The organism is Halorussus caseinilyticus (genome assembly GCF_029338395.1).
Lineage (GTDB): Archaea > Halobacteriota > Halobacteria > Halobacteriales > Haladaptataceae > Halorussus > Halorussus caseinilyticus.
In genome coordinates, this window is record NZ_CP119809.1 from 719,793 (window position 1) to 741,061 (window position 21,269).

General features: G+C 66.6%; 26 protein-coding genes and 1 other RNA gene. 16 read left to right on the forward strand and 11 right to left on the reverse strand.

Features of this window, described 5'->3' with window-relative positions; all coding sequences use genetic code 11:
* Positions 1 to 3: 3 nt before the first annotated feature.
* The 3 genes from mfnA (at position 4) to sppA (ending at position 3,155) form a co-directional block, all read left to right on the forward strand.
* Complete coding sequence (gene mfnA / locus P2T60_RS03690; RefSeq protein ID WP_276281210.1) at positions 4 to 1,053, forward strand: tyrosine decarboxylase MfnA; 1,050 nt, start codon at positions 4 to 6, stop codon at positions 1,051 to 1,053.
* A gap of 94 nt (positions 1,054 to 1,147) precedes the next feature.
* A complete protein-coding gene (locus P2T60_RS03695; protein WP_276282245.1) occupies positions 1,148 to 1,699 on the forward strand; it encodes a YqaA family protein in 552 nt (183 codons plus the stop codon).
* A gap of 436 nt (positions 1,700 to 2,135) precedes the next feature.
* The gene (gene sppA, locus P2T60_RS03700) at positions 2,136 to 3,155 is read left to right on the forward strand and encodes a signal peptide peptidase SppA (protein WP_276281211.1); all 1,020 of its coding nucleotides are present in this window, start codon (positions 2,136 to 2,138) and stop codon (positions 3,153 to 3,155) included.
* 77 nt (positions 3,156 to 3,232) lie between these two features.
* Here the strand turns inward: sppA and fen are convergent, their stop codons facing one another.
* Positions 3,233 to 4,216 carry a flap endonuclease-1 gene (gene fen / locus P2T60_RS03705; protein ID WP_276281212.1) on the reverse strand — a complete coding sequence of 328 codons (984 nt, stop codon included), beginning with the start codon at positions 4,214 to 4,216 and terminating at the stop codon, positions 3,233 to 3,235.
* Between the two features lie 33 nt (positions 4,217 to 4,249).
* Positions 4,250 to 4,552 carry a HalOD1 output domain-containing protein gene (locus P2T60_RS03710; protein WP_276281213.1) on the reverse strand — a complete coding sequence of 101 codons (303 nt, stop codon included), beginning with the start codon at positions 4,550 to 4,552 and terminating at the stop codon, positions 4,250 to 4,252.
* 152 nt (positions 4,553 to 4,704) lie between these two features.
* Between P2T60_RS03710 and P2T60_RS03715 the strand changes: the two genes are divergently transcribed.
* Positions 4,705 to 5,139, forward strand: a complete 435-nt coding sequence (locus P2T60_RS03715) for a DUF7344 domain-containing protein (RefSeq protein WP_276281214.1) — start codon at positions 4,705 to 4,707, stop codon at positions 5,137 to 5,139.
* Positions 5,140 to 5,151: 12 nt separating this feature from the next.
* On the opposite strand, the gene P2T60_RS03720 is transcribed toward P2T60_RS03715, so the two are convergent.
* Positions 5,152 to 6,693, reverse strand: coding sequence for an FAD-dependent oxidoreductase (locus P2T60_RS03720; protein WP_276281215.1), 1,542 nt, complete (start codon positions 6,691 to 6,693; stop codon positions 5,152 to 5,154).
* Positions 6,694 to 6,781: 88 nt separating this feature from the next.
* Between P2T60_RS03720 and P2T60_RS03725 the strand changes: the two genes are divergently transcribed.
* The gene (locus P2T60_RS03725; RefSeq protein WP_276281216.1) at positions 6,782 to 7,144 is read left to right on the forward strand and encodes a hypothetical protein; all 363 of its coding nucleotides are present in this window, start codon (positions 6,782 to 6,784) and stop codon (positions 7,142 to 7,144) included.
* 273 nt (positions 7,145 to 7,417) lie between these two features.
* Here P2T60_RS03725 and P2T60_RS03730 read toward each other — a convergent pair whose 3' ends face one another.
* Positions 7,418 to 8,020: a GNAT family N-acetyltransferase gene (locus P2T60_RS03730; protein ID WP_276281217.1), complete on the reverse strand. Its 603-nt coding sequence runs from the start codon at positions 8,018 to 8,020 to the stop codon at positions 7,418 to 7,420.
* 250 nt (positions 8,021 to 8,270) lie between these two features.
* Between P2T60_RS03730 and P2T60_RS03735 the strand changes: the two genes are divergently transcribed.
* The 4 genes from P2T60_RS03735 to P2T60_RS03750 all read left to right on the forward strand — a co-directional run bounded on the left by P2T60_RS03735 (position 8,271) and on the right by P2T60_RS03750 (position 10,129).
* Complete coding sequence (locus P2T60_RS03735) at positions 8,271 to 8,492, forward strand: hypothetical protein (protein WP_276281218.1); 222 nt, start codon at positions 8,271 to 8,273, stop codon at positions 8,490 to 8,492.
* Between the two features lie 45 nt (positions 8,493 to 8,537).
* Positions 8,538 to 9,122, forward strand: coding sequence for a class I SAM-dependent methyltransferase (locus tag P2T60_RS03740; RefSeq protein WP_276281219.1), 585 nt, complete (start codon positions 8,538 to 8,540; stop codon positions 9,120 to 9,122).
* Between the two features lie 23 nt (positions 9,123 to 9,145).
* Positions 9,146 to 9,562 (forward strand): DUF3054 domain-containing protein, encoded by a 417-nt coding sequence (locus P2T60_RS03745; RefSeq protein ID WP_276281220.1) that lies wholly within the window; start codon positions 9,146 to 9,148, stop codon positions 9,560 to 9,562.
* A gap of 156 nt (positions 9,563 to 9,718) precedes the next feature.
* A complete protein-coding gene (locus P2T60_RS03750; RefSeq protein WP_276281221.1) occupies positions 9,719 to 10,129 on the forward strand; it encodes a CoA-binding protein in 411 nt (136 codons plus the stop codon).
* Between the two features lie 18 nt (positions 10,130 to 10,147).
* Here the strand turns inward: P2T60_RS03750 and P2T60_RS03755 are convergent, their stop codons facing one another.
* Positions 10,148 to 10,342, reverse strand: coding sequence for a hypothetical protein (locus P2T60_RS03755; protein ID WP_382209884.1), 195 nt, complete (start codon positions 10,340 to 10,342; stop codon positions 10,148 to 10,150).
* 82 nt (positions 10,343 to 10,424) lie between these two features.
* Between P2T60_RS03755 and P2T60_RS03760 the strand changes: the two genes are divergently transcribed.
* A complete protein-coding gene (locus P2T60_RS03760; RefSeq protein ID WP_276281223.1) occupies positions 10,425 to 11,108 on the forward strand; it encodes an HAD family hydrolase in 684 nt (227 codons plus the stop codon).
* A gap of 399 nt (positions 11,109 to 11,507) precedes the next feature.
* Here the strand turns inward: P2T60_RS03760 and P2T60_RS03765 are convergent, their stop codons facing one another.
* Together P2T60_RS03765 and P2T60_RS03770 are read right to left on the reverse strand one after the other, a co-directional pair.
* Positions 11,508 to 12,488: a PLP-dependent cysteine synthase family protein gene (locus P2T60_RS03765; protein WP_276281224.1), complete on the reverse strand. Its 981-nt coding sequence runs from the start codon at positions 12,486 to 12,488 to the stop codon at positions 11,508 to 11,510.
* Positions 12,489 to 12,558: 70 nt separating this feature from the next.
* Positions 12,559 to 12,819: a DUF5798 family protein gene (locus tag P2T60_RS03770; RefSeq protein ID WP_276281225.1), complete on the reverse strand. Its 261-nt coding sequence runs from the start codon at positions 12,817 to 12,819 to the stop codon at positions 12,559 to 12,561.
* Between the two features lie 81 nt (positions 12,820 to 12,900).
* Between P2T60_RS03770 and P2T60_RS03775 the strand changes: the two genes are divergently transcribed.
* The 3 genes from P2T60_RS03775 to ffs all read left to right on the forward strand — a co-directional run bounded on the left by P2T60_RS03775 (position 12,901) and on the right by ffs (position 14,321).
* Positions 12,901 to 13,320, forward strand: a complete 420-nt coding sequence (locus tag P2T60_RS03775) for a DUF7548 family protein (RefSeq protein WP_276281226.1) — start codon at positions 12,901 to 12,903, stop codon at positions 13,318 to 13,320.
* A 93-nt stretch (positions 13,321 to 13,413) separates the two neighbouring features.
* The gene (locus P2T60_RS03780) at positions 13,414 to 13,914 is read left to right on the forward strand and encodes a DUF5658 family protein (RefSeq protein WP_276281227.1); all 501 of its coding nucleotides are present in this window, start codon (positions 13,414 to 13,416) and stop codon (positions 13,912 to 13,914) included.
* Positions 13,915 to 14,008: 94 nt separating this feature from the next.
* An RNA gene (gene ffs / locus P2T60_RS03785) (signal recognition particle sRNA) lies at positions 14,009 to 14,321 on the forward strand.
* 197 nt (positions 14,322 to 14,518) lie between these two features.
* On the opposite strand, the gene P2T60_RS03790 is transcribed toward ffs, so the two are convergent.
* The 3 genes from P2T60_RS03790 to P2T60_RS03800 form a co-directional block, all read right to left on the reverse strand.
* Complete coding sequence (locus tag P2T60_RS03790; RefSeq protein WP_276281228.1) at positions 14,519 to 15,403, reverse strand: mechanosensitive ion channel family protein; 885 nt, start codon at positions 15,401 to 15,403, stop codon at positions 14,519 to 14,521.
* Complete coding sequence (locus P2T60_RS03795; RefSeq protein ID WP_276281229.1) at positions 15,403 to 15,648, reverse strand: YhbY family RNA-binding protein; 246 nt, start codon at positions 15,646 to 15,648, stop codon at positions 15,403 to 15,405. Before P2T60_RS03795 ends, P2T60_RS03790 begins: the two co-directional genes overlap by 1 nt.
* Positions 15,649 to 15,709: 61 nt before the next feature.
* Complete coding sequence (locus P2T60_RS03800; protein ID WP_276281230.1) at positions 15,710 to 15,988, reverse strand: ribonuclease P protein component 4; 279 nt, start codon at positions 15,986 to 15,988, stop codon at positions 15,710 to 15,712.
* A gap of 249 nt (positions 15,989 to 16,237) precedes the next feature.
* On the opposite strand from P2T60_RS03800, the gene P2T60_RS03805 reads away from it, so the two are divergent.
* Together P2T60_RS03805 and P2T60_RS03810 are read left to right on the forward strand one after the other, a co-directional pair.
* Positions 16,238 to 17,248, forward strand: a complete 1,011-nt coding sequence (locus P2T60_RS03805; RefSeq protein ID WP_276281231.1) for a glycosyltransferase family 4 protein — start codon at positions 16,238 to 16,240, stop codon at positions 17,246 to 17,248.
* A 75-nt stretch (positions 17,249 to 17,323) separates the two neighbouring features.
* A complete protein-coding gene (locus P2T60_RS03810; RefSeq protein ID WP_276281232.1) occupies positions 17,324 to 18,427 on the forward strand; it encodes a glycosyltransferase family 4 protein in 1,104 nt (367 codons plus the stop codon).
* A gap of 12 nt (positions 18,428 to 18,439) precedes the next feature.
* Here the strand turns inward: P2T60_RS03810 and P2T60_RS03815 are convergent, their stop codons facing one another.
* Positions 18,440 to 19,270, reverse strand: a complete 831-nt coding sequence (locus P2T60_RS03815) for an HD domain-containing protein (RefSeq protein WP_276281233.1) — start codon at positions 19,268 to 19,270, stop codon at positions 18,440 to 18,442.
* A 707-nt stretch (positions 19,271 to 19,977) separates the two neighbouring features.
* Here P2T60_RS03815 and P2T60_RS03820 point away from each other — a divergent pair.
* Positions 19,978 to 21,243 (forward strand): ArsA family ATPase, encoded by a 1,266-nt coding sequence (locus P2T60_RS03820; RefSeq protein ID WP_382210405.1) that lies wholly within the window; start codon positions 19,978 to 19,980, stop codon positions 21,241 to 21,243.
* Positions 21,244 to 21,269 lie beyond the last annotated feature (26 nt).

The window sequence follows — 21,269 nt, forward strand, 5'->3', positions numbered from 1 at the left end:
AGCATGCAGAGAGCGCCGCAGGACTTCGGGCGGGTCCTCTCGTCGATGTGTACGGAACCCCACCCCGACGCACGCGAGGCCGCCCGGCGGTATCTCGCCGACAACCCGGGCGACCCCACGACCTACCCCGCCGTCGCCGAGTTAGAGCGCGAGGCAGTCGAGACGCTCGGCGAGATGACCGGTCTCGCCGACCCGCACGGCTACGTCGCCAGCGGCGGCACCGAGGCCAACTTGCAGGCCGTGCGCGCGGCCCGGAACCTCGCCGACGCCTCGAACCCGAACGTCGTCGCGCCCGAGAGCGCCCACTTCAGTTTTCAGAAGGCCGCCGACGTGCTGGACGTGGAGTTGCGCCTCGCGGCGACCGACGACGACCGGCGAACCGACATCGCCGAGGTCCGGCGACTCGCCGACGAGGACACCGCCATCGTGGTCGGCGTGGCCGGGACCACCGAGTACGGCCGCGTGGACCCGATTCCCGCGCTCGGGTCGGTCGCCCGCGAAGTCGGGGCGCTCTTCCACGTCGATGCCGCGTGGGGCGGGTTCGTCCTGCCGTTCACCGACTGGGAGTGGGACTTCGACCACGCGCCCGTCGATACGATGGCCATCGACCCGCACAAGATGGGCCGCGCGCCGGTCCCGGCCGGTGGATTCCTCGCGCGCGACGAGGCGGTCCTCGACGCGCTGGCGGTGGACACCCCCTACCTCGAATCCACCTCGCAGGCGACGCTGACGGGCACCCGGAGCGGCGCGGGCGTGGCGGGCGCACACGCCGCGATGGAGGCGCTGTGGTCGGAGGGCTACCGCGAGAACTACGAGCGCGGGCAGGAAAACGCCGAGTGGATAGCCGACGCGCTCGAATCGCGGGGCTACTCGGTGGTCGAGCCGGTCTTGCCCCTCGTCGCGGCCGACATCCCCCGCGAGGAAATCGAAGCCCTCCAGTCTGCGGGGTGGCGGGTCTCGCCCACCGCGACCGGCGAGTTACGAGTGGTGTGTATGCCTCACGTCACCCGCGAGATGCTGGAGGAGTTCGTCGCGGACGTGGACGCGCTCTGAAGCGGTCGATGGCCGCCGAGTCGTCGCGCCGTCCTCGCCGGTCGAAGACAAAAAACTGATAATCGTGCTTTCGCCTCTATCGACTGTGTTTGCCATCGCCGGTCCTGCGTTCGTAGACACCGCCGCCCTCGGGTCGTTCGAGTGGTTAGAACACGTCGTCGAGACCACGACCGGGTGGGTCGGACTCGGCATCATCTTCGTCTACTCGTTTCTCATCGCGTTCGCGTTGCCCGGCGTGAGCGAAGTCGTGTTGGCCGCGCCCCTCGACCTCGGTCTCTCGCAGGCGGGCAGACTCGGCCTCATCATCGTCGTCAGCGGACTCGGTAAGGCCGCCGGGAGCATCCTCGCGTTCCACATCGGACAGGAGGCCAAGGAGTCGGGACCGATTATCGACTTCCTGCGGCGGTCGCGCTTCGACGTTATCGAGTGGTCCGAGAACAAGACGGTCGAACTCGCCAAGAAGTGGGGCTACGTCGGGATGGCGATGGCGCTGTCGGTGCCGTTCTTCCCCGACACAATCTCTATCTACGCCTTCGCGGTCCTCGAAGAGGACTACGCCAAGTTCGCGCTGGCGACGTTCGTCGGGAGCGTCGGCCGACTGCTCGTCACCCTCTTCCTCGTCGGGACGACGGTCGCGGCGCTCTGAGACCGGTGAAGACGGCTGTAACCTCCCGGACGCGCTCGGTGTCACAGACCACGGGACGCGCCCGACTGACCAACCGACAGTAGCGCCCGACTGACCAACCGCCGGGTGGGATAAAGGGGCCGCCCGCTCGCGGCCGAAGGCCGTGGTCGTCTCCGCGGGCAACTATTCGAGCGAACGCAGTGAGCGAGAATATCCCGCGGAGCGACCGCGAGCGGGCGGGGGCTTTCGAGGCATTCGTCACCACGAGTTCCTCACTTACTGCGTCAATCCATAGCGACCGGGCGGGGGCTTTCGAGGCGTTCGTCACCACGATTCCGGCGGTTACACTCACGGTACAGCGCGACCGGAAACTTTCGAAGTCTCGTCGTCCCGAGCGAAGCCTTAACCACCCGCGCGGCCACAGTCGGTGACATGCAGTGCATGGAGGTGAGTGACCGTGGTCGATAGCTCGCGGGTCGTGCAGGCGCTCGCCGTGTTGGTCGGCGTGGCCGTGGCCGTCGCGCTCGGGTGGGTCCTGTTCGTGGAAGTCCCCGAGGGAAGTCTCGCGCGACTGCTCGGCGTCGTCTTGGTGGTTCTCACGGGTCTGGTCGGCGCGCGGGCGGCGGGTCGCGTGGCGTCGGGGTGGGCCGCGCCCTACGACGTGGCGGAGGTGGCCGTCGAAGGGCCAATCACCCGCGACGGCGGCGGAAGCCCGATTCCGCCACGTCCCGGCGGGACGCCAGCGAACGACATCGTGGACCAAATCGAGCGCGCCGACGAGGACGATGGCGCGCGGGCGCTCTTGCTCCGACTCAACACGCCCGGTGGCGAGGTAGTGCCTAGCGACGACATCCGACTCGCCGCCGAGCGGTTCGACGGTCCGACGGTGGCCTACGCGACGGACGTGTGCGCCAGCGGTGGCTACTGGATAGCCAGCGGGTGCGACGACATCTACGCCCGCGAGGGGTCAATCGTCGGTTCCATCGGCGTCATCGGGTCGCGGGTCAACGCCAAGGGGATGGCCGACAAACTCGGCTTGAAGTACGAACGCCTCGCGGCGGGCAAGTACAAGGACGCCGGGCAGTCGCTCAAGGAGATGTCCGAGGACGAACGCGAGTACTTGCAGGGCATCATCGACGGCTACTACGACGAGTTCGTAGAGCGCGTGACCGACGGCAGGGAGTTGAGCGACGAACAGGTCCGAGACACCGAGGCGAAGGTCTACCTCGGCGAGGACGCCGAGTCAATCGGTCTCGTGGACGAACTCGCCACCCGGAAGGGCGTCGAGGACCGCCTCGCCGCGACCCTCGGCGTCGAAGAAGTCACCGTCGAGGAGTTCGAACCCGAACGCGGCGTGATGGACCGCCTCCGCGGTGGGTCCCAAGCCGTCGCCTACGCCTTCGGCGCTGGCGTCGCCAGCGCCGTCTCGGGCGACGACCACGGCGACGTGGACGGCTTCGAGTTCGAACTCCGGTGACGGCGCGCCGTCGGAAATCTATATATTTCTCAAAACCTGATTTTGATTTCTCTTTGGTGTGTTTTAATTGCCGAGAGCTACGTCCAGTTGTCCAGTCCGGTCTGGACCACCGACTCCTCGATGCGCTCGAACCCGCGTTCGACTTCGCCCTCGGCCACGCCCCACTCGCCGACGACGTACTCGCGGGCGGCGTCCAAGTCCGGGTCCATCTCGGCGTCGAACTCGTAGTCGTCCGAGACTGTCGGGTTCAAGAAGAGGTCCCGAATCACGTCCACGTCCTTGTCGATGGTCGCGCCGCGGGCCTCCAAGACGGCCCAGATGTCGCCGCGCTCTTTGACCTCCGTCAGGGCAGTCTTCGGGCCGACACCCGCGATGCCCTCGTTGAAGTCCGTCCCGCAGAGGATGGCGATGTCCACCAGTTGCTCCCACGTCACGTCGTGTTTCGCCAGCGTCGCCTCGAAGTCCATGAGTTCGGGGTCCCCCTTGCTCGTCAACTGTCGGAGTGTCAGCGGTGCCCCGAGCAGGAGTGCGTCGTAGTCCTCGGTGCCGCAGTAGTCCACCGCGCCCGTGCGGTTCATGTGCGCGGCCTGCGCTTCGCCCTCTGCTGGGGCCTCGATGTAAGGCACGTCGAGTCGGTCGAACAACTTGCGGGTGGTCTCCTGAATCGTGTCGGTCAGGCGCTGGGTGTGGGCCTCCAGTCGAGCGATTTCGACCGCATCCCCCTCCTCGCGGGCCTCCTCCAGTTTCTCCTCGCGTTTCTCGCGTTCCTCGCGGCGCTGTTCGATTTCGGCCGCCTTGTGGTCGGTGACGGCCCCGTCGAAGACGAACACGGGCGTCAGGTCGTTCTCGAAGAACTTGGGAAGACCTTGCACGACTCCGATGAGGTTGGCGACTTCGGTGCCGTCGTCGGTGGTGTAGGCGGCGTCGGTGGTCCACTTGACCGTCGTCGTGAGGTACTTGTAGAGCCAGTTGTGGGCGTCCACGGCGACGACGCTCCCCTCCAGTTGCTCGAAGGCGACTTCCTCCAACACCGCGAGTTGGCGCAAATCAGCGTTTCCCATCACTCGACGGTAGGGAGCGCGGAGGTTTGAAAGCTACTGGTCGGCGTCGGCGACACCGATGGAAACCTCGTCGTCGGCCTCGCTCCGGAGCGAGACCACGACGTTCGCCACGCGAAACCGGACGCAGACTTCCGTCTCCGAGACCGAATCGAGCAACGTTTCCAACGCCTCGGCATCGACGCTCGAATAGAGCGAGAAGTCCAGATTCATGTGTTCGACCCCCTCGTGGTCGGCTATCGCTTCGGCGAGCGCGTTCGTCAGCGACGACTGACCGTCACCGTCGTAGGTCCAATCGTTCCCCCCGATTCCACAGTCTTGTACAGCTGTCTCTCCCACGCGAATCGCCGTACGGTACGGCTACGCCGTCAGTCGTTTCTAAGGGTTTTGAAACGAACGTGAACTAGACTGAGATTGTAAGGTGTATCTCGCGCGTATCTGAGTATTCTCAGCTAGAATTTTACCTTCGGGAACTGTCGTTCACTACAGGCATGTCTGACGCCGGGGCCGGGTCCGACCCGGACGAGAACGACGGGGACGAACCGGGTGCAGGTGGACCGGGAACGAGCGGACCGGAAGCGGGCGGACCGACCAGTGGCGGCCTGCCCCGACTCGACCAGTACTTCGACGCGCTATCGAACGAACGGCGGCGCTACGCGCTGTACTACCTGAGTCGGGAAGAGGTAGCGAACGAGGACGAACTCGCGCGCTACGTCGCCGCGCGGGAGAGGGGTCGGTCGCCGTCCGCGCTCTCGGAGTCGGCGTACGAGCGCGTGCGGTCGGACCTCCACCACAAGCACCTGCCGCGACTCGCCGACTACGGACTCGTGGAGTTCGACCCGCGGAGTCGCGTGGTCCGGTTCCGGAATCCGACCCGCACGCTGGCGACGTTACTCTGGTTGAGCCAACTCGTCGAAGGCGAGTGACGGGCCTAATCGCTACTCTCCGCGCTCGGGAAGGTCCTCGACTGCCGGGCCGTCCAGCACTTTGCCGTCTATCGAGAACCGCGACCCGTGGCACGGGCAGTCCCACGACCCCTCGGCGTCGTTCCAGTGGACGATGCAGTTCAGATGCGTGCAGACCGCCGAGGTGACGTGGAGTTCGCCCGCCTCGTCGCGGGCCACCGCGAGTTGCTTGCCGCCGCGCCGGACCACCTCGCCCTCGCCGGGTGCCACCTCGGGGTCGGCGCCGCGGAAGGGCGATTTGGCCCAGTCGCCCGTGAACTCCTTGCCGACGTTGACGTTCTCCGAGAGCAGGACTCTCCCCGAGGCTTCGAGGTCGATTCGGGTCGGGTCGAAGGCGTCGGCCCACCGCGGCGTCGTCCCCCGTGCGAACGCCGCGAGCATCTTCCCCGCGGCGGTGCCGTTTGTCATTCCCCACCCGCCGAACCCCGTGGCGACGTAGACGCCGTCGGTCGTCGGGCCGAGTTCGCCCACGAAGGGGATACGGTCCACCGACACGTAGTCCTGCGTGGACCACCGGTACTCGACAGATTCCACGTCGAAGTGGTCGCGGGCCTGTCGCTCCAGTTTCCGGTAGCGGTCGGCGGTCGAACCGCCCTGCCCGGTCTTGTGGTTCTGGCCGCCGACGAGCGCTATCGGGCCATCAGCGGTCGGATGCGGCCGGACCGAGAAGTAGGGTTCCTCGTCGCGGTAGAACATCCCCTCGGGCGGGTCCTCGGCGAGTCTGACCGCCAGCACGTACGACCGCTTGGGGTACTGGCGCGCGAAGTAGAACGCGGGGTCCTCGATGGGGAAGTGAGTCGTCAGAAGCACCGAGTCGGCGGTCACGGTCCCACGCTCGGTCTCGACGCGGCACGGGGACCCGGACCCGTCCCCGCGGTCCTCGACGCCCGTCACCGTCGTCTGCTCGAAGATGGTCGCCCCGCCCGAGTCCGAAATCTCGTCGGCCAGCGCGAGCAGGTACTTCCGCGGGTGAAACTGGGCCTGCGCCTCGAACTCCACCGCGCCGGGCGTCTCGGCGGGGAACGGCGGGTCCGCGGTGTAGGTGGCTGGCAGGTCCAGACCCTCGGCGACGGTGGCCTCGCGTTCGACCGCGGCGCGCTGGTCGTCGCTCGCGGCGTAGGTGTACGCCGGGAGTCGCCGGAAGTCACAGTCGATGTCGTGGGCGACCACCCGGTCGGCGATTTCCTCGACGGCGGCGGCGTTTGCCGCGGCGTACTGCCGGGCGGCGGTCCGGCCGTGTCTGTCGAGCAGGTCGTCGTAAATCAGGCCGTGCTGTGCAGTGACTTTCGCGGTGGTCCGGCCGGTGACGCCCTCGACGATGCGGTCGGATTCGAGGAGTGCGACCTCCTGTCCGGCCTCCGCGCAGTGGAGCGCGGCCGTCACGCCCGCGATTCCGCCGCCGACGACCGCGGTATCGACTCGCCGACTGCCGCCGAGCGCCGGGTAGTCGGTGCGCCCGGTCGTCGCCATCCATAACGATGCGTCTTCTCCCGGTAGCGAATTTCGGTCGTCCATGTCCCGAACCCCCAGTTGCCTCGGGATTCGGTCTCGGCGCGCTTAGTCTCGGTGGCTCTTCGGCGACGCGGGTGTCGCTGTCGTCGTTGTGGTCGCTATCGTCGTAGTTGTTGCTGTCGTCGTTGTCGCCGTCGCTGTCGTTGTCGCCGTCGCTGTCGTAGTCGTCGCTGTCGTTGTCGCCGTCGCTGTCGTAGTCGTCGTTGTCGCCGTCGCTGTCGTAGTCGTCGCTGTCGTTGTCGCCGTCGCTGTCGTTGTTGTCGTCGTAGTCGTTGTCGCCGTCGTCGTAGTCGCTGTCGTCGCTGTCGTTGTTGTCGTCGTAGTCGTTGTCGCCGTCGTCGTTGTTGTCGTCGCTGTCGTTGTTGTCGTCGTAGTCGCTGTCGTCGCTGTCGTTGTTGTCGTCGTGGTCGCTGTCGTTGTTGTCGTCGTAGTCGTTGTCGTTGGAGAAACGTAGACCCAGAAAGCCCCGCCCGCTCGCTCTACGTCATTGAAAACGCGGGAAAAACCGCAGGAGTCGCTGGAAAGACGGTTTAGAAAGCCCCCGCCCGCTCGCGGTCGCTCAGCGACATATCCTCCGCTCACTCCGTTCGCTCCGGATAGTGGTCGCTGAGACGACCACGGCCTGCGGCCGCGACCGGGCGGTCCCTTTCATCCACCCACACTGGCGGTTGGTGGGCCGAGCGTTCGCTGGCGGTTGGTGGGCCTGTCTTCGCACCTCGGACAGGGCCTACTCCGGGGTTCGAATCACGTCCGGCGGGTCCGTGTCGGCCTTCGCCGCGAGAAAGTCGCGTTCGGCGGTCGTGAGGTCCTCGCGCTCGCGGTAGGCGTCGAGACCGGACTGGTAGCCCTCGGCGGTGCGGTCGGCGGGCGCGGCGAGGACCAACTCCGCGAGTCCGGTCTGGTCGCCGGTGTAGCCGAATCCGGCCTTGTAGAGGGCGTGATAGGCGAACGCGTTGTTCACTGCGATTTGCACCCGGTCGTAGCCTCGCTCGCGGAGGCGCGCGGTCGCAAATCCGGCGAGGCGCGCGCCGATGCCCTCCCCGCGGCGGTCCCGCCGGACCGTGACGTACCGTAGCCACGCCGTCGCGGAGTCGGTCCGGTCCTCGTTGAACGCGATGGCGGCGACGATTCGGTCGTCTTCGAGCCAATCGGTGTCGGTCCCCCCGTCGGACTCGGGGTCGCGCTCTCGCTCGGATTCGACGGTCTCGGGGTCGCGCGCCACGGCATTGCCGGTGTTCGACATCACGAACTTCCCGGCGTAACTGAACTCGCGGTGGTCGAGACGTATCCGGGGTTCGTCCTCCGACCACCCGACCAGCGCGTACTCCATGCCGCCGACTTCGGTCTCGCGCGGTAACTGCGCTTCGCTCGCCCGCGTTCGTGAGCGGACGTGTGCGTACGTTCGTGAGAGACGTGCAGTCGTCCGCGTACGCGGGCGCGGCGCACGAGCGCCGCGCCCGCGCCGGTCGCGTTGACGGACACTTATTTATTTCTTTAAGAATTATTTTCATCTCTTAGGGAAACGTGTACGATTCTCACCGGACACCCAATCATTTATCGGTGGGGGTCGTACGCTCGCTATGGTCGTCCGAACCGTCATGCTCGCAATCGGCGTCGTGGAGTTGCTCTTCCCGCGGCGGATGGTCGATTTCTGGATGAACCTCGCCACGGAGAGCGGCGACGTGACCCTCCGGCCGTGGGTGTACACCGCCGCGCGGGTGGAGGGTGTCGTCATCCTCGTCTGGCTACTCGCCCGCGGTCGCAGACGCCCCGAGAGAGCGAGCGACGAGTCCAGCCAGTAACTGGGAAGTCCGGTCTTTTTCCCGCGCCGCCACCTCTTGTCAGCCATGAGCCACGCGCTGGGCGACACCGCCACCTTCGACCGGATGGCCCGACTCTACGACTGGATTGTCCCCGCACCCGACTCCGACGAGTTCCGCGAAGCGCTCGCGTTCGCCGACAGGACGGTAGAGCGCGTCCTCGACGTGGGCGGGGGCACCGGCCGGGGGTCGTCGGCGCTCGGCGTCCGCGAGCGAATCGTCGCCGACGCCGCCGAGGGGATGACCCGACAGGCCCGCCGGAACGGGTCCGAGGCGGTCCGGGCGGACGCCGCTCGGTTGCCCTTCGCGGACGCGAGCGCCGACGCCGTGTTCGTGGTGGACGCGCTCCACCACTTCGGCGACCCCGAGCGTGCGGTCGAGGAAGCAGTCCGCGTCCTCCGACCCGGCGGCGTTCTCGTCGTTCGGGAGTTCGACCCGACGACGCTCGTCGGCCGACTGGTCGAGGCGGGCGAACACCTCTACGGCTTCGACTCGACGTTTTTCCCGCCCGAACACCTCGCTCGGCAAGTCGCCGACGCGGGTCTCGACGCCAAGTACCGGACGGAGGGACCGACCTACACCGTGGTCGGGCGCGCATCGCGGGAATCATAACCGCCCGGACCCAAGCCGTCGGCATGAGCAACGCCGAAGGACTGCTTCGCTCGCGGTTCGACCGCTCGCCGGACACGGCGCTTCTGGCACTCGGCGACCTGTTAGTGCTGGTCGGGTTCATCGTGATGGGCGAACTCCGCCACGACGTGAACCCTGCCGAGTCGCCGCTGGTGGTCGCCGATACGCTGGCCCCGTTCCTCCTCGGGTGGGTCGTCGCCGCCCTCGCGGTGGGAGTGTACGCGCCCGGCGCGACCCGGACGGTCCGGACCGCGGTCCAGCGCGTGGTCGGGGCGTGGGTCCTCGCGGCCGCTATCGGACTGGCGCTTCGGGCCACTGCGCTCTTCCACGGGGACGCGCCGCTCTCGTTCGCGCTGGTCGTGACGGGCATCGGGTCCGTCTCCTTCGCGGCGTGGCGCGGGGCCGTGGCGTACCTCCGCTGAAACGTTTTGACGACCCGCGCGCTGGCGCGGCCGCGAACGGCAAGCGCCAGCGCGCCTGCCCGAGCGAGCGCGAGCAAGCGCGAGCGCGGCGTCCCGAACGACCACCGCGCGGTAGCTACCTCAATCCTTTTGCACGCAGGCGACTTCAGGGACGGTATGCCCGTAGAGAGCGACGCCGAACTGCGCGAAATCCTCGGGATGGAGCGTATCGCGGTCGTCGGATGCTCGACCACGCCCGGCAAGGACGCCCACGAGATTCCGAAGTACCTGCTCGACAACGGCTACGAGGTGATTCCGGTCAACCCCTCCGCCGACGAGATATTCGGGCGAACGGCCTACGATTCGCTCGCGGATGTCGAGGAAAAAATCGACGTGGTGGACGTGTTCCGGCCGAGCGACGAGGTGTCGGGCATCGTGGACGAGGCGCTGGCCCGCGACGACGTGGCAGTCGTCTGGACGCAACTCGGCATCGCCGACGCCGACGCCGCCACGCGCGCCGAGGACGCCGGACTCCGGGTCGTGCAGGACAAGTGCCTCAAGGTCGAACACCAGCGATTGGTGGTCTGAGACGGTTACTTTGCCGCCTCACCGGAGTCGCCGGACGAGTCGGAGGAACAGCGACACCGCGGTCCCGAGACCCGGAACGCGCGAGGAGAGCGCCGCGGCACCGACGAGCAGGAGACCGCTCTTCTTGCGACCGCGGGAGAACGCTATCGCGGCGTCCACGAGCGTCGAGACGATACTGAGTTTGTTCACTGACTTCGAGTCGAAACTGGTCATGAGGTTCCGTATCGGATAGCACGTCCACGCGTAAGTGACTTCCCCGGAGGCGTTTTGTCGGTCGAGCGCGTAGCGAGTCGTAATGAGCAGTGCGGACCCCTCCGCGGTCTTTCTCGACTTGGACGACACCATCTGTGCCCATCCCCGCTCTACGGCCGACCGACTCGCCGACGCCTTCGACCGGGCGGGCGTCGAACCGTTCTTCGGGGCCGCCGACTTCCGGCGGTGGTTGCCGAAGGTGAGTGCGGACTCGACGGTCGAACTCCGCGAGCGGTGTTTCACCGGCATCGCCGACGAGCAGGGCCTCGAGTCCGCCGACGCGCTGGCGGTGGCCCGCGCCTACGAGGACCCCGACCCGACCGCGGTGGAGTTTCTGCCCGGCGCGGAGTCGGCGTTAGACGCCCTCGGCGCGCGCTACGACCTCGCGCTGGTGACCAACGGCGACCGGGAGACCCAGACCGCGAAACTCGCGGCGCTGGACATCGCGGGCCACTTCGACGCCGCGACGTTCACCGAACCCGGCGGCCCGGTCAAACCCGACCCCGACCACTTCCACCGCACGCTGTCGGCGATGGGCGTCTCGGCCGACGAGACGGTCCACGTCGGCAACTCGCTCCGCGCGGACGTGGCGGGCGCGCACGCCGCGGGCGTGGCGTCGGTGTGGTTGGAGCAGGCGGGGACGGAGCGGACGGGTGCGACGGCCGACCACGCGCCCCACTACACCATCGAGTCGATGCACGACCTGCACGCGCCGCCGTGGGTGTGAGTCGCGCGGTTCCGGGGTTTCTCGGGGAGTAACTGCACTTCGGATGCACTCGGCGACTCCCTCCTTTCGGCACGTCGTCGGTGATTGTCGCGTTCCGGCGTGCGAACGGACGTGAGCAAGTAGCGCAGGAGATTGGAGAGGCGTGAGGCGGTTGCGGTGCGGTGCTGTGCAGTTGCGGTTTTGATTGGCTCAAGCCTGAAGCCGCGTTGCGGTCTAGCTGTGCGGAATCGCGTCGCAGGTCCGTTTCCAGCCTCCTCTACGAAGCGAGACGTGAAAATCTGGCGACAGGCTTGAGCTAATCAGACCGCACAGCGCCGTGGGAGCGAGGAAAATCAGAAAGTCACGCTTGAACAACCTAAAGATTGCTCAGAAAAAGAAAAACAAATATCTAAGTAAGAGCTACCCTTCCCACTCCTCGAACGACCCGTAGATGCCCTTCGAGAGGTATCGCTCGCTGGAGTCGGGGAAAATCGTCGCCACCGAGTCGTAGGGCGCGTCGAGTTCGCCGTCGCGGATGCGCTCGGCGACGTGGCAGGCCGCGGCGCTGGCCGCGCCCGCGCTGGAGGCGACGAGGTGGCCCTCCTCGCGCGCGAGACGTTTCAGTTCGTCGTGAGCGCGACGGTCCGGCACCTGTAGCACTTCGTCCACGAGGTCCGGGTCGAACAGTTCGTTGGTCGCGGGGTCGTGGGTGCCGATGCCCTCGATTTTGTACTCGGCCTCCGCCACGTCCTCGCCCTTGGTGGTGGAGTAGAGCGACCCCTCGGGTTCGACGGCTGTGACGTGAACGTCGGGGTTCTGCTCTACGGCGTACTCGGCGATGCCCATCAGCGTGCCCGCGGTGCCACATCCCGCGACGACTGCACCGACCTCGCCGTCGAGCGCGTCGAATATCTCCGGTCCCGTCGTCTCGTAGTGGGCCTCGGCGTTCAGGGGGTTGGAGAACTGCTGGGGGACCACCGCGTCGTCCATCTCGTCGGCGAGTCGGTGCGCTCGGTCGATGGCCCCACCCATGCCCTCGTCGGTCGGGGTGTTGATGACCTCCGCGCCGAGGGCGTCCATCAACTGCTGTTTCTCGACGCTGAACCGCTCGGGGACGACGAAGACGGCGTTCACGTCGAGTTGCCCCGCGGCGATGGCGAACCCGATGCCGGTGTTGCCCGCGGTGGGTTCGATGACCGTCCCGCCGGGTTCGAGTTCGCCGCGTTCGAGCATCTGCTCGACCATGTACTTGCCGATGCGGTCCTTGACGCTCGCGCCGGGGTTGAACGACTCCAGTTTGGCGTACACCGGCACCTCGTCGGGTGCCGCTTGCACGCGAACCAGCGGGGTCTCGCCCACCGTCTCCAGCACGGAGTCGAGCGGCGTCTGGTGGTCCGTCATTGGGTAGGCAAAAGTTGGGAGGGCGGTTAACCTTTTTTGTGTGGAGTTCCCGGCGGTCGGGAAACCGCCGCTACGCTTCGGTCTCGGTCCCGTCTTCGACGCTCTCGACTTCGATTTCTGCGGGGTCGATGTCGTGTTCCTCGGCGATTGCTTCGAGGAGCGCGCGCTGTCGGGCGTTCTCGCGCTCCAGTCGCTCGACGCGCTCGCTGGTCGAGTCGAGTTGCTCGCGCATCTCGGCGACCTGCTCGCGGAGTTCGTTGAGTTTGCTGTACAGCTTCTCGGCGGTGTCGGCCAGTTTCTGGACTTTCTTGGCCGTACTTCCGAATCCCATGGTGGACAGTCGTGTCGCCTGATACGTGACTTTTCCGACTCGACCGCTGGCCTTTTGCTCTCCCCCCGAAAAGCATCGCGCATGTCGCAGGAACGGTTGCCCGAGACGCCAGCGCCGACTGTCGGCGTCGTCGCCGCGCTCGCGGTCCTCGCCGCTATCGTCGTACCGTACTTCCTCATCGGGGCCTCCGAAGTCGGCGTCTACTACAGCGCGCCGACGCTCATCCCTGTTCACCTCGTCGTCGGCCTGTTCGCCACGGTCGCAATCGTCGTCTTCGCCGCCGGACGAAACGGCCGGACCGACCCGCCGACCGCCGCGGGCGCGGCAGTCGTCCTCGGCGGGTTCGTGGCGTTGCTCGTCCTCTGGTGGGCCGTCGCGGTCGGCAGTCTCGTCGGCAGTCTGACCGAGCAGGCGGCGTTCGGCTACCACCGGTGGGCACTGCTCGCGGCGTCACTGGCGCTCGCGGCCAGCGGTGGTTGGTTCGCGCGCGAGGTGCTGTAAGCGACAGTAGCGACCGATTACTCCGACACAGCCACCGCGTGTGGAGCTGTCAGCCGACGCATAACAAAGCCCGACGCGCCGGTAGCTTGGGTCGTGTCCGAGAGCGACCCGTCCGGAATCGACGCCCCGACGGGCACCGACCCGCCCGCGAGTCCTCAGACCGACGGCGACGGAGTGGGCGACCTCGCGGACTCGAAAGAGGCCCGCGAGCGGTGGATGCACCGGGACGACGAGTTCCTGCTAGAGGAAGACCGCGAGTACGTCCTCCGCGACGAGGGACGGTCGTGGTGGGGGTACGTCTCGTCGGTCCTGTTCGGCGCAGTCGTCGCGCTGATGGTCGGCGACGTGGTAACCACGGGGTTCGGGATGGCGATGGGACTCGAAGAGGTCAACCCGGTCGCCTCGGCGGTCCTCGCGGAAGCAGGGTTGGCCGGTCTCGTCCTCCTGAAGGCGATGGCCGCGGTCGTCCTCGTCGTCCTGCCGGGCGTGACCGGCAACGCCCGCCGGACGTTCCGCGCCGGGGGCGCGGTCTACCTCCTCGCGGGCTTGCTCGTCGTCGTCGGCAACGCGTGGGCTATCCTCGCCGTCGCGTAGTCCTTTCCCGCCCGGCGTCGGTCTCTCCGGGGGTCCGGTTCCTCGCCGTCGCACGATTTGCGAAAGGCCCTTAAGTCCGTGGCCGCTTACTTCGAGATGGACTAGGTCGGGCAGTTAGGCCCTGCTCGTCACCCGCACTATGGTCTTCAGCGGGGGCCGAACCCCGGAAGAGTCCGGTCAGACCGTGCCGGGCCCCGGAAGCCGACTTCGAAGCCTCGTCCTACGGGGATAGCGGTCTCCGGCGGGCACTCGCAGGAGTGTCGCAGTCGGAGTTAGCCGGTGGTAATCCGTCAGGCGCGGAAGCGAGCAGCGGACCACTGGACAGCTATCGCTCGTAGGGCCGCGGGGTGGAGGACGCGACCGGGATTCCCCGGCACGGAACGCCGGGCGATTCCGGCTGTCCGCATTCATACCGAACTCTTACCACGCTCCAGACCGGCGAGCCGTCGGCTCGCCGGTCTTTCGCTTGTAAAACTTCGATGAAAAACACGGCGTCACCGCCTCAGAAGCGCCACAGGCGCTTCTTCGACGGTTCCTTGGTCCGCTCGCTTCGTTCGCGGTGCAGTATCTGGTACTCGACAGCACAGCAGAGAAGTGGTCAGAACTAGTCGTCCGCGGCTTCGACCGTCCCTTCGACGTTCGTCAACTCCAGTCCGCCGCCGAGCGTCCGATTGGGGTAGGGGATGTCGATGCCCTCGGCGTCGAACCGCTCTTTGACCGCGGTGACGTACTCGCCGCGGGTCTTCACGTAGTCGCTTCGGGAGGGGTCGGCTATCCAGACGCGCGACTGGAGACCCACCGACGAGTCGCCGAGTTCGGTGAGTCGGACCGAGGGCGCGGGGTCGTCCAGCACGTCGGGGTGGTCCTCGGCTTCCTCGACGATAATCTCGGTGGCGCGGTCGATGTCGTCGTCGTAGCCGATGCCGAACAGGAACTTCAGGCGGAGTCGGTCGCCCTCGACGGGGTTCTTGATAACGCCGTCGGTGAGTTGGGAGTTCGGCACCGTCAGCAGTTCGTTGTCGAAGGTACGGACCCGAGTCACGCGCAGGCCGATGTCCTCCACGATGCCCGAGTAGCTACCGCCGTCCCACTCCACCCAGTCGCCGATTTTGAAGGGTTTGTCGGTGTAGATGAACACGCCCGAGACGAAGTTCTTGATGACATCCTGCGTGGCCAGACCGATGGCGAGGGTGGCCGCCGCCGCGATGGTCGCCAGCGAGGTCAGGAAGTTGCCGTAGTCGGCGAACCCGAACGCGACCGAGACGGCGACGAACACGACGCCGAACTTGGTCAACTTCAACAGTGGCGTCTTGGCGTGTCTGTCGAGGTCCCGCCGGTCTAGAAATCGGCCGACCAGCGGAACTACCGTCGCCCGGCCGACGAAGTAGACCGTCAGAAACGAGACGACGAAGTAGATGGCTTGGGTCAGGGCCATCGCGTAGCCAGCGTCGCCGAGGAGTCGCTCCAAGACCGGAAGCGGTTCGACCATCAGTGGAGGACGGCCGTGTTACCACGCGTCTCCACGAGGTCGGCGTCTACCCGGTCGGCCAGTTGGTCGGCGAGTTCCTCGGTGGACGTTCCGCCGCGGGCGGCCCGGAGGAACTTCACCTTCACGAGTTCGCGGTCGCCGAGTTGGTTGGCGAGTTCGTCGGTGACGGATTCGATACCGGCCTTGCCGACCCAGACGGTCACGTCGAGGTCGTGGGCCTGCTTGCGAAGGTCTTCGTCGGTCATGCCCCCTTCTCGGTGGGGGACGACCTTAAAAGACGTGAAGGGGGACGGACGAACCGCGGGGTCAGGAGTCGTAGGGGTGTCGCTTCTGTTCGCCGCAGTCGCAGGTGAGGACGACGTGGCCGCTCTGAAGCCTGACGCGGGCGTTCTTTCCGGGTCGGAGGTAGCTATCGCAGGCGTCGCAGGTGAACCGCTTGAACTGCTCGGGGAGCGAGACGCGGTTTCGTTCGGCGAGTCTGCGCGCGAGGCGGACGTACTCGCGGGCGCGGTCGTCGTGACACTCGGCGGTTGCTTCGCGGGCGAGCGAGGCGAGACGCTCGATGCGCTCTTCGGCGATGTTCATTATGGGAATGGGGGGTGGGGGTTTCCGGGGCGAGACAGGACAAGGATAGAAGGTTCCTGTGTTGCCCCATCGGGGTCATTCTCTGAGCAACTAAAATATCTTTTGGTTTCTGGCGGGCGAAATAGACTACTTTCCGAGGCGTTTCCGCCGCGTTCCGGTAGGGTTTTGTCCCGGCCGCGTTTTCCGTCCGACAGTGAGCGCGCGCAACGACCCCGGAATCGGCGGTTTCGGCCTGATTGGACTCGAACCATGAAGGTGAGCCACTACTTCGAGTGGGAGGAGTACATCACCGGCGGCCACGCCCAGTCGGTGGACAACCAGCGCAAGATTATGGACCGCCACGGCGTCGAGTACACGACGAGACCGACGCTCGACGCCGACCTGCTCCACCTCAACAACATGGGTCCGAAGTCCCTCTACTACGCGAAGCAGGCCCGACGCGCCGACGTTCCCGTCCTCGTCCACACCCACCAGACCGCCGAGGACTTCGAGGAGAGTTTCGCGTTCTCGAACCTCCTCGCCAAGCCGATGAAGCCCTACCTCCGGTACGCCTACTCGCTGGCCGACCATCTGGTCTGTCCCTCCGAGTACAACCGTCGGGTCGTAGAGGAGTACGCCGACGCGCCCAAGACCGTCATCAGCAACGGCTTCGACCCCGAGAAGGTCGAGGGCTACGACGACGAGGACCTGCGCGAGACGTATCTGGACCGCTACGACCTCGACCCGCCGGTCGTGTTCAACGTTGGCCACGTCATCAAGCGGAAGGGACTGGAAGCGTTCGTGGAGACGGCCCACGAGATGCCCGAACTCGACTTCGTGTGGTTCGGCTACCTCAATCCCGCGGGCGGCGAGTTAGACCGGTTCCTCAAGAGCAGAGACACCAAACGTCTGGTCGAGAGCGCGCCCGACAACTGCCAGTTCACGGGCTACGTCGAGGACATAGAAGGAGCGTTCGCGGCCGGGGACGTGTTCTTCTGGCCCTCGAAGAACGAGAACGAGGGCATCGCCCTGCTGGAAGCGATGTCCTGCGGCAAGCCCCTCGTGATTCGAGACATTCCGACCTACGACTGGTTGGACGACGGGACTCACTGCCTGAAAGCGAGCGGTGCCGTCGGGGATTTCGCCGCCTCGCTGGACCGACTCCGGGACCTCGACCTGCGCGAGCAGTTGGGCCACGCCGCCGCCGAGAAGAGCCGAGAGTTCGAACTCGACGCGATAGGTGACGACCTCGTGTCACTCTACCGCGAGTTAGCGCGGTAGCTCACGGGATTCGGACTTCTCCGCGGCGAGGCGACTTCAAAAGGACTTAACTACCGGTTCCCAAAGGGGCCAACAATGGAACAGGTCGCCGCGTTCACCGACACCTACCTGCCGACTGTCAACGGCGTGACCTACACTATCGCGTCGTGGCGCGATCGCTGGGAACGGGCAGGCGGGCGGATGGACGTGGTCTACCCCAACGCTGACGGCCACCGGCCGAACGACGGCGAGCATCCGGTCGGGAGCCTCCCGTTTCCGTTCTACGACGGGTTCCGCCTCGGCACGCCCACGATTCCGAAGGCGGTCCGGGACGCCGAAGTCGTCCACGCCCACACGCCGTTCAGCATCGGTCTCGGCGGCCTCCGACTCGCCCGCGACCAAGGCGTTCCGCTGGTCGCGTCCTACCACACCCCGACCAGCGAGTATGCCGAGTACGTCTCGCCCACCGACTCGGTGGCCTCGCTGGTCGGCCGGGTCTCGGAGGCGTACGAACGCTGGTTCTTCGGGCGCGCCGACGCGGTATTGGCACCCTCCGCGGCGACCCGCGCCCACCTCGAAGACGAGGTGGGCGTGGACACGCCCGTCGAGGTGGTGCCCAACGGCATCGACACCGAGCGGTTCCAACCCGTCGAGACCGACGACTTTCTGGACCGCCACGACTTGCTCGGCGACCGGCCGCTAATCGGCTACACCGGGCGTCACGGCTACGAAAAGCGCCTCTCGGAGTTGGTCGCCGCCGCCGCCGAGATGGACGTGACCGTCGTCTTCGGCGGCGACGGCCCGGCCCGCGAGGACTTGCAAGCGCAGGCGAAGGGAGTCGGTGCGGACGCCCGCTTTTTGGGCTTTCTGGACCGCGAGGAGATGCCCGCGTTCTACTCGGCGCTCGACGCCTTCGCGTTCCCGAGTCCGGTCGAGACGCAGGGACTGGTTGCGCTGGAGGCCAACGCCTGCGGCACGCCCGTCGTGGGCGCGGACGCTGGCGCGCTCTCGAACACCATCCGCGACGGCGAGACGGGCTATCACTACGAGAGCGGCGACGTGGCGGACTTCCGGGAGGCGATTCGCCGGACGCTGGCCGAACGCGAGGAGTTGCGAGAGACGTGTCTGGCCCGGCGCGAGTCGGTCAGCGTCGAGAACGCTATCGAGAAGTTGCGGAGCGTCTACGAGTCGATTCGGTAGGCAGGCGGTGGGTTAGAGTTCCACCCGTTCGACCAGATTGTTGTCGCCGTCGCGGATGTTGACCGCGACGATTCGGATGTCGTCTTCGAGTCCCGAGTCCCGGAGTTTGGCCTTCAGCAAGTTATCGACCTGATAGACGCCCGCGGCGTTCAACATCTCGATTTCCACGAGGACCGGCACGGTATCGCCCTGCATCAGCGTGACGCGCTGGATGGCCTGACTCGACACGGTGTCGATGCCACGGCCGCCCTTCTCGTAGGGCATCCGCGAGCGACCCTTCTCCATGTCGAGGGCGTCGGCCACCCGGACGACCCCCGCCTCGGTCGTGAGGGGGTCTTCCTCGGTGTGGTGACAGAGGATGGCGTGGAGGACCTCGCCTTTCACGCGGACGACATCCTCGCGGTCGTAGAAGTCGAACTGGGGGAGGATGCGGTCGAGAACGTCCGCGGCGAGCGGAATCGACCAGTAGGCGTGTTCGTCGCGGTGGACGACGTGGCCGATGTCGTGGATGGTCGCCGCCAGCGCGACGATGACGCTCTCGTCGGCCTCGTCCAACCCCTGCTCGGACGCGCCGTTGAAGTCGATGCCGCCCTTCTTGAGCAGGTCGTAGAGCGCGAGCGCCCGGTTGCGGACGATGGAGATGTGTTTGCGCCCGTGGTCGTTGTACCCCTTCCGGACGACGGGGTTGACGTTCTGGGCGTCGAGGTAGGTCTGAATCTCGGGGTCGCTCTGAACGAACTCCAAGACCTCGTTGAGGCGGTGGTCGGGGAAGGCGTGTTCGGCCTCGGGGTCGTACTCCCGACCCTCGTCGTCGGACTGCTCGGTGGCGTCGGTCTCGGTCATACTCGATACGTCGTGGCCCAGCGGAAAAAACTCTCGGACGGGGGCGGAGTCGTAGGTCGGGGAACTCGGAGACGGTCGGAGTCCCGATTTGGAAAGCCCCCGTCAGGTCGCTTCGTCTCGTGACAGCGACCGCCGGACTCGCGATAACGAAGGCCCCGAAAGCCCCCGCCCGCTCGCTACGAACCGCGACAGCGACCGCCGGAATCGTGACAACGAACGCCCCGAAAGCCCCCGCCCGCTCGCGGTCGCTCAGCGACATATCCTCGCTCGCTCACTGCGTTCGCTCGCTCCGGATAGGGGTCGCTGAGGCGACCACGGCCTTCGGCCGCGAGCGGGCGGCCCCTTTACCCCGCCCACGGTGGTTTGGTCCACCGAGCGAACGCGACCCGTCCGGACCACGGGACGCGCACCGCGAGCGCCGACGGCGCTCGCGGTGCGGGGAGGAACGGGGGCGCGGTGCGGTGGCGGCACGGTGCTGTGCGGTGGCGGTGCGGTGCCGTGCGGTGGCGGTGCCGTGCGGTGGCGGTGCGGTATGATTGGTTCAAGCCTGAAACTAGTCGTCCCGATTCGTCTGCCGTCGCGGTTGCAGTCGTCCACTGTCGCAGTTGCAGTGCAGTCGGAGGTGTCTACCGTCGTAGTTGCGGTGCCGTCGCAGTGACCTCCGACGACGCCCCTGACAACGCTACCCCCCTGCCAAAAAGCAATCTATACAATTCCTAAACAAACAAAAATGCACCTTTAACAAACCCAGAACAACCTCCGAACGCTCGCACGCACCCGACCGCCGACGCGCGAGACCGACGGGTACACAAGTCCCGACTCACAACCCTCCGGCAATGACCGAACTCGACGTGGAGGCGGTCGAGCGAATCGACGAGAGCGACGTTCCCGAGGGCATCGACGCCCCCGAGTACGTCCTCTACGGCGGGAAAGGCGGCGTCGGCAAGACCACGATGGCGGCGGCGACGGGGATGGCCAGCGCCCGCGACGGCACCGCGACGCTGGTGGTCTCGACCGACCCCGCACACTCGCTGTCGGACACCTACGGGACCGATATTTCCGCGACGCCCGAGCGCATCCGCGAGGACGTGCCCCTCTACGCCGCCGAAATCGACCCCGAGGCCGCCCTCGAAGAGGGACAGGCCCTCTTCGGCGGCGCGGCGACGGGCGGCGAGGGCGCTGGCGACGCCGCGGACGCCGACGGCACAGGTGCCGACGCCGCGGGCGTCGGCGACGAGGGCGCGGCAGGGGGACCGCTCGGGGGTCTCGGCGGGATGCTCGGCGGCGAGAACCCGATGGACGCGATGCTCGGCGGGCCGATGCCCGGCGCGGACGAGGCCGCCGCGATGCAGAAGTTGTTGGAGTTCATGGACGACCCGCGATTCGAGCGCGTCGTCGTGGACACCGCGCCGACCGGCCACACCCTCCGACTGCTCGAACTCCCGGAACTCATGGACACGATGGTCGGGCGCATCATGAAGCTCAAACAGAAGTTTCAGGGCATGATGGAGGGGATGAAGGGGATGTTCGGCGGCGAGGACGCCGACCCCGAACAGGGGTTGGACGACCTCGAAGAACTCAGCGACCGAATCGAACGACTCCGCGCGACGCTTCGGGACCCGACCCAGACCGACTTCCGCGTCGTGATGGTGCCCGAGGAGATGAGCGTCTTCGAGTCCAAGCGTCTGCTCGGCCAACTCGCGGAGTTCGAGGTGCCGGTCGGAACCGTCGTGGTCAACAAGGTGATGGAGGACCTCGCGGACGTGACCGGCGGCGACGTGGACGACGAGGCCTTCGTCTCGCCGAACCTCGATACCTGTGAGTTCTGTCAGCGCCGGTGGGACGTACAACAGGACGCCCTCGCGGAAGCCCAAGAGGTGTTCCGGGGTCACGACGTGAAGCGGGTCCCCCTGCTGGCCGACGAGGTGCGCGGCGAGCGAATGCTGGCGCTGGTGGCGAGTTGTCTGGAGTGACGCCGCGCGGTCTTTTGAATATTTAT